Below are 12,286 nucleotides of genomic sequence, written 5' to 3'. Positions count from 1 at the left end.
TTCGCACATCTGCAAGAACATCGCAGCATTTCGGTACACATGCCGAGTCACATTGCGGCCCAGGACCGCCGAGCCGGATCAGCCTCCGTCGCCAACCGGACTTGACCAGCGTCGTGTGCTCAGCACCCGTCGGCAGTATTCGCGTGCGAACCAGCAGAGGCTGCCGAAGGTGGTGGACATCAGGGGCGTGCCTTTGGCGATTCGTCGGCCGGCGTCACCGAGCACGATGTATTCGCGGTCGGAATCGTCATACCCGGCATAGAAGGCCGATCGCATGGCCGAACGAGCGGGCGTCGTCGGATTGGACGGGCAGCGTCTCGCCGGTTGCTGATCGCGCGGCAGCGCGAGGCCAGTGCGACCGCTCACGCGCGCAGCGGCGAGGACAACGGTCCAACAGTCACGCCCTTGGTCGGCGGACCGACTCTGCGGAGCCGGACATGAATCGCCAACAGATCCGAAAAGACCAGCTCAGGTGAGCCAGGACACAGACCGGGCGGGTCTGCGGGCAGAAGTGCCTCGGAACCGGCAGACTTGTGCATGTGGTTGCCCCCACTTTGCGCCGAATCCACTCCCCCTGGACGCAGACCGTCGACCTCGGGGACGAGTTGCGCGCGATCTGGTCCTGGGCGCGACGGCCCCGGTTGCTGCGCCGACTGCTGCCGGAACTGCGCCAGCACCTGTCCGGCGCACCGGCCAGCACGGCTTATGCGTTCACCTTGTTCGTCACGTGGTGGACGCTGCGCGGGGTCGGCGATTCGGTGGAACGCAGGCTCATCTTCTCGGCCTCCACCAATCTCTACAACATGCAGCACAACCCGATCCAGGTGCTGGTGGCATCGGCGTTCTGGACCCAGGGCCAATTTCCGTGGATCACCATCGCCGAGATCCTGGTGATAATGGGCTTCGCCGAGCGCTGGCTCGGCACCAGCCGCTGGATTCTGCTGTTCGCGAGCGGCCATATCGGCGCGACACTGCTCACTGTCACCGCGATCGACCATGCCATCGACCATCACGTCATTCCGGTGCGCGTGCAGTACGCGGCGGATGTCGGCACCAGCTACGGATTCACCGCGGTGCTGGCGGCCATGGCCTTCCATTTCCGTGGTGCGGTCCGCGCGCTGTGGGCGGGTGTCATCGTCGTTTTCCTCGGCTCGGCGCTCATGATCGGACCCACCTTCACCGACTACGGGCATATGTGCGCGGCGCTGATCGGTTTGGCGATCGGATTCGTCGCATCGACCTTCTGGCGACGGATCGAACGCCTGCGCGCCGAACGTGAGACTTCCGCCGCGCCGATACCGGCGACAGCGACGAATCCGCTTACGGCCGCTCGAATTCCTGCGGCCAGTGGCGATTCCGGTTCGAGGTCCGTTGCGGCGCAGCCATTATCCGGTGCTGACAGCGGGGCTGAAGCGGCGCTGCACCACGCCGATGACCGGTTCGACGACGCGGGCCGCGATCGGGCCGAGCACCGCCATCAGTAGCACGTAGGCCGAGGCCAGTCCGGCGATTTGGCCGTCAACCCCACCCATACTCACCGCCAGACCGGCGATGACGATGGAGAATTCACCATGCGCGACCAGCGCCGTACCCGCGCGGGCGCGGCCCATGCGGCGGATGCCCTGTCGACTCGCCGCCCACCAGCCGGTCGCGATCTTGGTCACCACGGTGATCACCGCGAGCAGGATCGCCCAACCGAGCACGGGCGGAATAGCACCGGGATCGGTGCTGAGTCCGAAGGCCACGAAGAAGATCGCCGCGAACAGGTCCCGGATGGGTTCCAATAATTTCGTCGCTTCGTGGGCGGTCGAACCGGAGATCGCAATGCCGAGCAGGAATGCGCCGACCGCCGCCGAAACATTCAGCGCCGACGCCAATCCGGCGACCAGCAGTGCGGCGCCCAGCAGCTTCAACAGGAACACCTCGCGATCGGCGCTGTCCACGATCGCCGAGACGTACCGGCCATACCGCAGCGCGACGACCAGCACGACGGTCACAGTGGCCAGCGCAAGACCGAGCACGGTCAGCCCGCTCAGCAGGCTCGTACCGGCCAGGACCGCGGTGAGGATCGGCAGATACATCGCCATCGCGAGATCCTCGAAGACCAGAATCGACAGGATAACCGGGGTTTCCCGGTTACCAAGGCGGCCGAGGTCGTTGAGCACCTTGGCGACGATGCCCGAGGACGAGATGTAGGTGACTCCGGCCATGGTGATGGCTCCGGTCATCCCCCAGCCGAGTACCAGGGCGACCACCACGCCAGGTGTCGCGTTCGCGACGAGATCGACCAGACCTGCCGCCCAGGAACGACGCAATCCGGTCACCAACTCGGCGGCAGTGTACTCGAGGCCGAGCAAAAGCAATAGCAGCACCACGCCGATTTCGCCTGCGATATGGCCGAATTCGTTCGCGGCGCCCAGTTGGATGAATCCACCCTGGCCGAAAGCCAGCCCACCGAGCAGGTATAGCGGAATCGGAGACATGCCGAATCGTGCCGCCACTCTCCCGAGCATTCCTAGGGCGAATAACACCGCCCCGAGCTCGATGAGGGCGAGCGCGGTTGCGTTCACGCTCTCACCCGTGCGTCAGGATCTTCGCGGCCGCCTCCAGACCGTCGGGAGTACCGACGACCACGAGTATGTCATCGGCGGTGAAGGTGAAATCCGGTCCCGGCGAGGGATGCAGCTGCCCGGCGCGCATCACCGCGACGATGGAAGCCTTGGTGCGTGTGCGCATTCCGGTCTCGCCGAGGGTGCGGCCCTCGTACGGCGAATCCTCGCCTATGGGTAGCTGGCGGGTGGTGATCCCGGGTAGGTCGCGGTGATCCTCCCGTAGCTTCGCCACCAGCTGCGGCGAGCCGAGTAGGTTCGCGAGCACCGAGGCCTCGTCCTGAGTCAGCGGCACTTGTGCGGCGCAGGAGTCCGGGTCATCGGGTTTGGAGACGATCAGATCGATGCCACCGTCGCGGTGGTCGACCACACCGATCCAGCGACCCGATCGCAGCTGGAAGTCTTTGCGTACCCCGATCCCGGGGAGGGCGGTGACATCGACGTTCACACCTCCACCCTAACCGGCAAAAAGGACTGATCGCCCGAGCTGGTCCGATCTGGTCGATCGTCTGATCGACCGGGACTCATTCCTTCGGCGGACCCGGGGACGCGCGGGCATGTGCTGTGATGGGGCGATGCGACGGCACTGGGATGCTTTGTCGGCGACCGCGCAGGACGCGCTGGTCGCCGCCTTCGCGCTCGTACTCGGTGCCGCGCTCTATCTCACCGGACTGTTCGAGATGGCCAGTGACCTGAGCCGGCACCCGTCACTTGCGGTGCGGTTCGCGGTGCTCGCGCTGGTCTGCGTGGCGACCTTCCTGCGGCGGCGCATGCCGATGTCGGCGCTCGGTATCGGGCTGATCCCCTTCGCCATCGATTTCGCACTCGGCCCGACGGTGCCGGTCTGGCTTATCTATTCGGATCTGATCTATGCGGGCGTGCTGTATGCCTCGCCCGCGCGTTCACGCTTGCTGGTCACGGTGTCGGGAGTGGTCTCGGCGGTACTGACCGTGCTGGCGCTGCTGCTCGGCGACTGGCGGGTCGCGGTGATCACTATCGCCGCGCTGTTCGCCTTCGTCGCGACCCCGCTATGGTGGGCCCTGTCGGTGCGCGGGCACAAGGAAATCGCCGAGGCCGAACGCAAACGCGCACAGGCGATGACATTGGTCGCCGAATTGGATCGGCGCGCCGCCATCGCCGATGAACGCAAGACGATGGCGCGCGATCTGCACGATGTGATCGCGGGACATCTGTCGGCCATCGCGATCCAGTCCGAAGCGGCGCTCGGCGTGCTGGCCCTGCAGGACAGCGATCCCACTGTCGCCGGGATCATGTCGTCGATCCGGTCCAATAGTGTCAGCGCGCTGCAGGAGATGCGCACCATGATCGGTCTGCTGCGCCGCGACGACGGCGCGGAGGACGATGCGTCCGCACCGCGCAAACTGGCCCAGTTGCCGATCCTCGTCGATGCGGCCCGCGCCGCCGGAATCACCGTGCACGTGCGGAATTCGCTGAACGGCACGGCCCTGCCGAGCGCGGTCGACCAGGCCGCCTACCGAATCGTCCAAGAGGCATTGACGAATGCCATGAAACACGCGCCGGGACAGGAGGTCGATATCGACGTACACACCGAGGCAACGGATTTGGCCCTCGCGGTGCGCAATCCCATACTTGTGCGCGATCGACCGACCGCCGACGCGCGCCACAGCGGCCTGATGAATATGCGGGAACGGGCCGTGGCGCTCGGCGGCACCTTCACCGCTGGTCCCGGCGCCGACGGTTGGGAAGTCCTTGCACGGCTTCCGATCTCGATGACGGAGGTGCGATGATCCGGGTACTGATCGCCGACGACCACGGCGCGATCCGGGCCGGACTGCGGATGATCCTGGAGACCGCCGATGGCATCGAGGTGGTCGGCGAGGCGGCCGACGGCGATATCGCGGTGGCACAGGCCAGGGCGCTGCGCCCGGATGTGGTGCTGATGGATGTCCGTATGCCGGGCGTCGACGGTATCACCGCCACTGGCCGCATCACCGATGACGGCCTGGCCAGGGTGCTCATTCTGACGACCTTCGATCTGGACGAGTACGTCTTCCGAACGCTGCGCGCGGGTGCGTCCGGCTTCGTGCTGAAATCCGCGTCGGGACAAGCACTTGTCGATGCGGTGCGCGCGGTGGCTGCGGGTGACGGCGTGCTCGCCCCCGAGGTGACCGCCGCGGTGATCAATGCGTTCGCCTCGACCGATGGCGAATCGAGTCAGCCCGCGCCGGATGGTCTGGACGAGCTGACAGAACGCGAACGTGAAGTGCTCGACTGCCTCGGCGACGGTCTTTCCAATGCGCAGATCGCTGCGCGGCTGTTCATCGGTGAGACAACAGTCAAAACACATGTCTCGCGCGTACTCACCAAACTCGGTGTGCGGTCTCGCGTTCAGGCCGCCATCGTGGCGCGCGAGGCCAGAGACCGGTAGGTCAGGACTCCGGAAAGTTCGGGTCGAGCGCGGCGAAGGTGCCGTCCGGACCGGGCTGGTACTCGACCACCGCCGTGACCGCGCCGACGGGCAGCGGACCATACAGATGGGGGAACAGCATCGATTCAGGATCGGTGGGCACGCCCGGTTCCCATTTCACCGGCGCGCCGACGCGGGCTGGATCGATGCGCAGCAGCACCATATCCCGCCGTCCGGCGAACAGTCGGTTGGCAGGCAGATGCGCCTGCTGTGGCGTGGAGAGATGGATGAATCCGATCTCGGCGAACGATTCCGGACGGTACTCACCGGTTTGCCGGGCGGTCAGCCATTCGGCGAGAGTGCAAATGTGAACGAGCGTGTGAGTGTCATGGATCACGGGTAATCTCCCGGTAGACAACTGGATAGGCCTGTTCGTGATCGTGGTCGAGTGGAGTTCGATACCTGACCAGTGATGTTCGCCAGTAGCGAAATCCCAGGTGGTGTTATCGAAAACACACAGAATCACTTCCGGGAACAAAGCCCCCGTCCCGAACGTCTGACAGAGTAGTCATACCCCTGCTGGGAAGTAGCGGTAGCGAGCCCGCGGAGTGACCACGGGCCCCACACCAGGTGAACGGACTGTAGTGCCGGGAGCCAGGACGGAGGAGTCATGCCAGGAACCCTGACAAGCACCCCACTGACCGCGGTCGATCGTTGCGACCGCTGCGGTGCTGCCGCACGAGTTCGTGCCGTATTGCCCGCAGGTGGCGAGTTGCTCTTCTGCCAGCACCACGCGAATGAACACATGGATCGCTTGCGTGAGCTCGAAGCCGTGATCGATACGGAATCGGCTCCCGCGCTCTGACCTATCCTCGCGTCCCGACACAACAGCATCGAAAAACAGAACAGCGCTGATAGATGACAGCGGGCGACCTACAGGTCGCCCGCTGTCGGCATGTCCGATCCCGCTATCCCGGATAGGATGCCGTCGAGCAGCTTCCCGAGACCGAAGGCGAAGTCGCCCTCCGGGTCCGACGGCGCTTGATAGCGTTCGCCTACCGCCGCACCGACCCGCGAGGCTATCGGGAACTCCTCGGCCGACATGACATCGTTGAGCAGCGGGCCGTGCTGCTCCCACCACTGCGCATCGGTCACCTCCGCGGTACCGCGAATTCCGGCGATCGCCATCCGCGCATTTCCGGTCGCGAATTCCGACAGCACCGCGATCACCCGATCCATAGCCAGATCGGATAAGCCGATCCCCTCGATCGCGCCCAGCTGTCGTTCATAGCGGCGCATCCGGCCCGGACCGAGCACCAGCCGCCACGGTGGCACCTCGAGCAGCCACGGATGCGCCATCAATTCCGCACGGACCTGTTCAGCGATCGCGGACATACGGTCACGGACCGGGATATCGGTCGGGATGGGCACGTCCGCTAGAGCAACCGTGTCGACCATCAACACGGTCAAAGCCTCTTTGCTCGGCACATAGGTATAGAGGCTCATCGGGCGCAGGCCGAGTTCGGCGGCAACCGCGCGGATCGACACCTTCTCGTACCCCTCCCGATCGGCGAGGTCGATCGCGGCGGCGATCACCGCGTCGACGCTCACCGTCTGCTTCGGGCCGCGCGTGCCCGGTCGCGGTGGCACAGCATGCCGCCAGAGCAGGCTCATCAGCTGTTTCGCCTGGTCGGTCACGTGGCCCTCTCGGAATTAATTCAGTACGGGGTACGTTGTTATAATACTCCGTACATAATACGACGATCTAGGGGACCGCTCTGCCCAGCACACAGGCCACCTACCTACCCGACCGCCACATGTTCGCGCTGTGGACTTGGACCGGCTCCACGCCCGGCCGCGCGCCCGACGGCGATTGGGAAACGCTCCCTTTAGCGGTGCCCACGGGAACTCAGGGCACGATCGCCGTCACCGATGTCGAGTGCGCACTCGTTGATCCCGACGAACTGTTGAAGCTGGACCTCGATGACGCGGGCCCGTCCGTACATGCTTGGCGCGCAGTGCTGCTGGGCGGACTCGAACCATGCGATGCGCAGACGCATTCGGGGGTGGCCACTCGGACCCAGCACTCCCCGGTACTCACCACATCTCGTCGTGAAGCCCCGGCACAATTCGACTGCGAGGCCGCGTCTGATCCGGTAGGCGGCATATCGCGGTCGGCGTCAGTGGGTCGTCCGGACGATTCGGTGCCGCTGCCCATCGCGGCGCACGCTGTCCCTGACGCCGCCGGGACCTCGATCGTGTCCGCCGAACGCGCGGCCCGGGTGTTGCGTGAAACGCGGTCCGTGGGTGCGGAATTGCGGGCGGGGCTGAAGGCGGAGTTGCGGCCGTATCAGGTGCGAGGCACGGGGTGGTTGCACGAGACGGTCGCGGCGCACGGCGGGGCGGTGTTGGCCGATGAGATGGGTCTCGGAAAGACGGTGCAGACCATCGGATTTCTGCTCGGGCGAGCCGAGCGTGGGACGCAGCTCGTGGTTTGTCCGACGTCATTGGTCGGGAACTGGGTGCATGAGATCACACGATTCGCGCCGGGACTGCGGCCGCTGCTATGGCGTGGGGGTGCGGTCGCGAATGAGGCCGGGACCGTTGTGGTGACCGGGTATCCGACGTTGCGGTTGCACGGTGGCGTGTTGGCCGGTCGATCCTGGGCGACAGTCGTTTTCGATGAGGCGCAGGCGTTGAAGAATCCGCGCACCCAGGTATCCAAGGCGGCGCGGGCATTGACGGCTGATGCGAAGGTCGCGCTGACGGGTACGCCGGTGGAGAACCATCTCGAGGAGCTGTGGGCACTGCTGAATCTGGTGGCGCCACGGCTGTTCGGGCATCGCACGCAATTCCGACGACGGTTCGTCCGGCCGATCCACGAGGGTTCAGCGGCCGCTGCGACCCGGCTGCGAGATGCACTAGAGCCGGTGCTGTTGGCGCGTAAGAAGGCTCAGGTCGCCGCGTCGCTGCCCGCGAAAATCCACAGCGATCTGCTCTGCGATCTGACAACCGAACAGGAACGGCTCTACGACCAACTACTCGATAAGGCGATCGATGACGGCTTCGGCCACGGCGCACAACGACAGAGCCGGGTGCTCGCGGCACTGACCGCCCTCAAGCAGGTCTGCAACCATCCAGGGCTGATCACCGGTGAGCTCGATGAATTGGCGGGCCGATCCGGAAAGCTGGACCTGTGCACCGATATCGTGGCCAACAATCTCGAAACCGGTGATCCGACACTGATATTCACCCAGTACCGTGCCACCGGCGATCTGCTGGTCCGCCACCTGCACGAGCAATTCGGCGTGCGGGCACCGTTCTTCCACGGCGGACTCGACCAGGCCGCGCGCGCCGCGATCGTTTCGAGCTTCCAAGCCGAAGACGGTCCGCCCGTGCTGATCCTGAGTCTGCGCGCCGCGGGCACCGGGCTCACCCTGACGCGTGCCGCCGACGTCATCCATTTCGACCGGTGGTGGAATCCGGCCGTGGAAGCCCAGGCCTCCGACCGGGTGCACCGGATCGGGCAGACCCGCACCGTCACCATTACCACCCTGACCTCGGGCACCACCGTCGAGGAACACATCGCCGGCATGCACGACCGCAAATCCGCGCTCGCGGACCTCAGCGATTCCGCGGGCATCGCCGCACTGGCCCGCCTCGACGACGACCAGCTCGTCGAGATCCTGCGCCGCAAGAGGGAGAACTGATGGCGGACAACGAATTCGGTTATACGGCGTGGGGTAGAGACTGGGTCCGGCTTGCCGAACCGCTGCGCCAGACCCGGCCGGACCCGCTGCTCCCCCGTGCTCGCAGCATCGCCCGCAACAACGGTGTCCAGGCGAGTATCGAGGGCCGCATCGTGCGTGCCACCATCCACCGCGGTGGGCAGGCCTCGGTAACACATCTAGAAGTCGCGCCGCTGCCCCGCTCGGCCATCACGGCCATCGCCGAAATCATTCCGGACACAACAGTTCTCACCGACGAAATGCATCGGGCATTGGTCGACGCTGGAATCAGTCCGGCGCCGGATCCGGCCGGAACGGACTGTTCCTGTTCGGCCCGCACTGCCCGGTGCCTGCACGTCCTCGCGGTGCACTACGACATGGCGCGACGCGTGGACGAGAATCCTCGGCTGGCACTGGAGATCCAAGGCTATTTCCAAGCCGCGCCTGAAGATTCGGCGGCTCCGGTCGAGTCACCCCGCTGGACGCCGATCAATGCACTCGACCCTGTCGAATACTTCGAGGCCGCAATAACCATGCACTGAAACGTTTTCCGGTGGCTGTCCCTGGCCGAGCCACGGATGGTCAGCTCGACGCCGAACACGATCAGGTGGCCAAGGGCCACGCGCTTGGCAGTGCTCGACCTTCTCACTCCGGACGGCGGGCGCGGAAGCGGAAACTACGTTCGCCGGTTTCGATCTCGACATTGGTGAAGCCGACTCTGGTGAGCCGGTCGGCGGCGTGCTCGGGCGGTACCGGCACACAGGTGTCGCCGAGGTGCAGCAGGCGGAATATGCGGCCGTCGAGACCGTCGCTGCCTGCGAATACACCGCCGGGACGCAGGACGCGTAGGGCTTCGGCGAATAGCGCGTCCTGTGCGCCGACAGTGGGTACGTGGTGCAGCATGGTGAAGCACACGACCGAGTCGAATTGCCTCGGCGGCAAGGGCATATCCGCGCCGTCGGCCTGGATCACCGTCATCGCGGCGCCGTGCCGAGCACGCAGTCGATCGGCGAGCACCGGATCGATCTCGACTCCGGTCAGCTTATCGGCGCGTGCTCGCAAGGCGCGGATATTGGCACCATAGCCGGGCCCGATCTCGAGTGCGGACGCACCCGGGTCGAGGCCGGACAGCGCCCACGGGACGATCCGCGTCGTACTCGTCCGTTCCCACGCCGCCGATCGGCACATCAATGTGTGGAGGTAGTTCATCGCCATGCGATTCACGCTAGGAGCAGCCGGCGGTGACCACGACAGGCTACGGTGACAAATTGTGTCGCGAAACAGCCAATTCCTGGTGCCCGGCCAACCCGGCACACCCCAGCCGGACGACGGGTCCATGGTGTTCCGGGCCGCGGTCGGTGATACCGCCATGGTCTTCGGCGCTGGCGTCATGTCCGCGGGCTACTGGTTCGACACTCATGAACATCCGCAGCACCAAATAGCCTGGGCGGCAAGGGGTGTCATCGCCGTCGAAATCGGCGACGGATACTGGGTTCTGCCACCGACCCGCGCCCTGTGGATCCCCGGCGGCACCCGGCACCGAACCGGAACCACCCAGGGCGCGACCATGCGGGGCATCTTTGTGGCACCCGATCGATGCCCGGTCTCATTGACCACGCCGACGATGCTGCGCGTATCGCCGTTGCTGCGCGAACTGTTCGACCATCTCACCGGACTCGACACCGCCCTCGCACGACGCGAACGCGCGGAGGCGGTGGTCTTCGATCTTCTCGAGCCGGTCGACGTGATTCCTGTAGGCGCGCGCCGACCAATAGATGCCCGAGCCGTCCGGGTTGCCGACGCCTTGACCCGGAACCCCGCCGACTCCCGCACCCTCAACGAACTCGCCACCGACGCCGCCACCAGTCCCCGCACCCTGGCCCGTCTGTTCCTCGACGAAACCGGAATCACCTTCGGCCAGTGGCGAACCCAGATCCGTCTAGCAGCCTCGCTCCCCCTGCTCGCCGAAGGCTTGCCGATCGCCCGCGTCGCGGGCCGCGTCGGCTATGCCACCCCCAGCGCCTACGTCGCCGCCTTCCGCCGCACCGTCGGCATCTCCCCCGGCCGCTACTTCGCCGGGTAATCGCAGCGGAATCAGGCGTTGGTGCCGCCGTCGACGGTGAAGGTCGCGCCGGTGATGCTGCGGCCGGAGGGGCCGGCGAGGAAGGTTACGGTGGCTGCGATGTCGTCGGTGGTGCCGAAGCGGCCGAGGGCGGTCAGGCCGATTTGGTGCGGGGCGTGGTCGCCGTCCGCGGGGTTCATATCGGTGTCGGTGGAGCCGGGCTGCACCAGATTGACCGTGATGCTGCGCGGTCCGAGTTCACGCGCAAGGGCTTTTGTGAATCCATTGAGTGCGGATTTGCTCAGGTTGTACAGCGCGACTCCACCGAACGCGGCGCGCTCGGACAGGTTACTGCCGATACTGATGATGCGCCCGCCCTCGGTCATATGTTCGACCGCTGCCTGCGCACCAACGAATGCCGCCCGCGCGTGGATGTTGAGCGCGCGGTCGATCTCCTCGACGGTGAACTCTTCGAACGGCTTGGCCGGGAAGATGCCCGCGTTGTTGACCAGCACATCGAGTCTGCCGAGTTCGGCCGCGGCTCGATGCACCGCCGCGACGACCGCGCCCGCGTCGGCGCTGTCCGCCTGGATGGCGATCGCGCGCCGCCCCGCCGATTCCGCCTCGGCGACCACCGATTTCGCCTGCACCTCGTTGTGCTGGTAGGTCAGCGCCACGTCCGCGCCCGCGGCGGCCAGGTGCCGGACGATCGCCGCTCCGATCCCCCGGCTGCCGCCGGTCACCAGCGCCACCTTGCCCGTCAGATCCGACATCGCTACTCCTCCGAATTCTGTGTCGATCAGTACATAAATAGCTAAGCGCATCGGCTGCGACGGCGTCAAGAGGTATATTTAACGATCGACACAGAAAGGAACGGGCCATGGCCGAACGTGGACGTCCACGCGCATTCGATCGTGAGGTCGCGCTGCGTCGCGCCATGGAGGTGTTCTGGGAGCACGGCTACGAGGGCTCGTCGATGAGCGATCTCACCGCGGCGATGGGCGTCAACTCACCGAGTCTGTACGCCGCGTTCGGTGGGAAGGAAGAGTTGTTCCGCGCGGCAGTCGGGCTGTACGGCGAGACCGAAGGCGGCTACACCGCACGCGCCTTGCGCGAGGAACCCACCGCTCGCGCGAGCATCGAAGCCATGTTGCGCGACAACGCCATGGCATATACCCACGAGGACAAACCGCACGGCTGCATGGTCGTGCTGGCAGGTTCCACCTACACCACGCGCAGCGAAACCATCCGCGACTTCCTGGTCGAAAAACGCCGCCAGACAATCGAAGACATCCGCGAACGCCTGGATCGCGGTGTCACCGAAGGTGATCTACCGCCGGATACCGATACCGCGGCCCTCGCCAGCTTCTACACCACGGTGCTGTACGGCCTGTCCATCCGAGCCCGCGACGGGGCGTCACACGCCGAACTCACTCAATCCATCGACTGCGCCATGGCGGTGTGGCCCGCACCGGCCATCGCTCGCTGATAGCTAGGA

Annotated in this window: 14 protein-coding genes and 1 pseudogene; 8 read left to right on the top strand and 7 right to left on the bottom strand. The window is 65.7% G+C overall.

Going from position 1 to position 12,286, the window contains the following annotated elements:
- Window positions 1-165: 165 nt before the first annotated feature.
- Window positions 166-313 (bottom strand): annotated as a pseudogene (locus ACIBG0_RS02405) (hypothetical protein); the annotation flags it as partial.
- Between the two features lie 226 nt (window positions 314-539).
- Here ACIBG0_RS02405 and ACIBG0_RS02400 point away from each other — a divergent pair.
- Window positions 540-1,484: a rhomboid-like protein gene (locus tag ACIBG0_RS02400; protein ID WP_397028493.1), complete on the top strand. Its 945-nt coding sequence runs from the start codon at window positions 540-542 to the stop codon at window positions 1,482-1,484.
- Here the strand turns inward: ACIBG0_RS02400 and ACIBG0_RS02395 are convergent.
- Both ACIBG0_RS02395 and ACIBG0_RS02390 read right to left on the bottom strand, forming a co-directional pair.
- Window positions 1,386-2,570 (bottom strand): cation:proton antiporter, encoded by a 1,185-nt coding sequence (locus ACIBG0_RS02395; RefSeq protein ID WP_397028492.1) that lies wholly within the window; start codon window positions 2,568-2,570, stop codon window positions 1,386-1,388. The two genes, ACIBG0_RS02400 and ACIBG0_RS02395, sit on opposite strands and share 99 nt — an antisense overlap.
- A 4-nt stretch (window positions 2,571-2,574) precedes the next feature.
- Window positions 2,575-3,057 (bottom strand): cation:proton antiporter regulatory subunit, encoded by a 483-nt coding sequence (locus ACIBG0_RS02390; RefSeq protein WP_397028490.1) that lies wholly within the window; start codon window positions 3,055-3,057, stop codon window positions 2,575-2,577.
- Window positions 3,058-3,184: 127 nt separating this feature from the next.
- Here ACIBG0_RS02390 and ACIBG0_RS02385 point away from each other — a divergent pair, with 127 nt between their 5' ends.
- Together ACIBG0_RS02385 and ACIBG0_RS02380 are read left to right on the top strand one after the other, a co-directional pair.
- Window positions 3,185-4,378: a sensor histidine kinase gene (locus ACIBG0_RS02385; protein ID WP_397028489.1), complete on the top strand. Its 1,194-nt coding sequence runs from the start codon at window positions 3,185-3,187 to the stop codon at window positions 4,376-4,378.
- Entirely contained in the window at window positions 4,375-5,019 is a 645-nt protein-coding gene (locus ACIBG0_RS02380) for a response regulator (protein ID WP_397028487.1), read from the top strand. The genes ACIBG0_RS02385 and ACIBG0_RS02380 overlap by 4 nt, the downstream gene beginning before the upstream one ends.
- A 1-nt stretch (window position 5,020) precedes the next feature.
- Here the strand turns inward: ACIBG0_RS02380 and ACIBG0_RS02375 are convergent, their stop codons facing one another.
- Window positions 5,021-5,392 carry a DUF952 domain-containing protein gene (locus tag ACIBG0_RS02375; protein WP_397030165.1) on the bottom strand — a complete coding sequence of 124 codons (372 nt, stop codon included), beginning with the start codon at window positions 5,390-5,392 and terminating at the stop codon, window positions 5,021-5,023.
- A 276-nt stretch (window positions 5,393-5,668) separates the two neighbouring features.
- On the opposite strand from ACIBG0_RS02375, the gene ACIBG0_RS02370 reads away from it, so the two are divergent.
- The gene (locus tag ACIBG0_RS02370) at window positions 5,669-5,863 is read left to right on the top strand and encodes a hypothetical protein (RefSeq protein WP_029903635.1); all 195 of its coding nucleotides are present in this window, start codon (window positions 5,669-5,671) and stop codon (window positions 5,861-5,863) included.
- A 68-nt stretch (window positions 5,864-5,931) separates the two neighbouring features.
- Here ACIBG0_RS02370 and ACIBG0_RS02365 read toward each other — a convergent pair whose 3' ends face one another.
- Entirely contained in the window at window positions 5,932-6,672 is a 741-nt protein-coding gene (locus ACIBG0_RS02365) for a TetR/AcrR family transcriptional regulator (protein WP_397030164.1), read from the bottom strand.
- A gap of 221 nt (window positions 6,673-6,893) precedes the next feature.
- Here ACIBG0_RS02365 and ACIBG0_RS02360 point away from each other — a divergent pair, with 221 nt between their 5' ends.
- Together ACIBG0_RS02360 and ACIBG0_RS02355 are read left to right on the top strand one after the other, a co-directional pair.
- Complete coding sequence (locus ACIBG0_RS02360) at window positions 6,894-8,708, top strand: DEAD/DEAH box helicase (RefSeq protein ID WP_397028486.1); 1,815 nt, start codon at window positions 6,894-6,896, stop codon at window positions 8,706-8,708.
- Window positions 8,708-9,268, top strand: coding sequence for a hypothetical protein (locus tag ACIBG0_RS02355; RefSeq protein ID WP_397028484.1), 561 nt, complete (start codon window positions 8,708-8,710; stop codon window positions 9,266-9,268). The genes ACIBG0_RS02360 and ACIBG0_RS02355 overlap by 1 nt, the downstream gene beginning before the upstream one ends.
- Before the next feature lie 103 nt (window positions 9,269-9,371).
- On the opposite strand, the gene ACIBG0_RS02350 is transcribed toward ACIBG0_RS02355, so the two are convergent.
- Window positions 9,372-9,941 carry a class I SAM-dependent methyltransferase gene (locus tag ACIBG0_RS02350; RefSeq protein ID WP_397028483.1) on the bottom strand — a complete coding sequence of 190 codons (570 nt, stop codon included), beginning with the start codon at window positions 9,939-9,941 and terminating at the stop codon, window positions 9,372-9,374.
- A 55-nt stretch (window positions 9,942-9,996) separates the two neighbouring features.
- Between ACIBG0_RS02350 and ACIBG0_RS02345 the strand changes: the two genes are divergently transcribed.
- Window positions 9,997-10,809 (top strand): AraC family transcriptional regulator, encoded by an 813-nt coding sequence (locus ACIBG0_RS02345; RefSeq protein ID WP_397028482.1) that lies wholly within the window; start codon window positions 9,997-9,999, stop codon window positions 10,807-10,809.
- 11 nt (window positions 10,810-10,820) lie between these two features.
- Here ACIBG0_RS02345 and ACIBG0_RS02340 read toward each other — a convergent pair whose 3' ends face one another.
- On the bottom strand, window positions 10,821-11,561 hold the full coding sequence (locus ACIBG0_RS02340; protein WP_397028480.1) for an SDR family NAD(P)-dependent oxidoreductase: 741 nt from the start codon (window positions 11,559-11,561) through the stop codon (window positions 10,821-10,823).
- Between the two features lie 107 nt (window positions 11,562-11,668).
- On the opposite strand from ACIBG0_RS02340, the gene ACIBG0_RS02335 reads away from it, so the two are divergent.
- Complete coding sequence (locus ACIBG0_RS02335) at window positions 11,669-12,277, top strand: TetR/AcrR family transcriptional regulator (protein ID WP_397028478.1); 609 nt, start codon at window positions 11,669-11,671, stop codon at window positions 12,275-12,277.
- Window positions 12,278-12,286: the final 9 nt, after the last annotated feature.

The sequence above is a fragment of the Nocardia sp. NPDC050630 genome (assembly GCF_044457245.1).
In the GTDB taxonomy this organism is placed as follows: domain Bacteria; phylum Actinomycetota; class Actinomycetes; order Mycobacteriales; family Mycobacteriaceae; genus Nocardia.
This window is presented reverse-complemented; position numbering and strand designations above follow the sequence as displayed.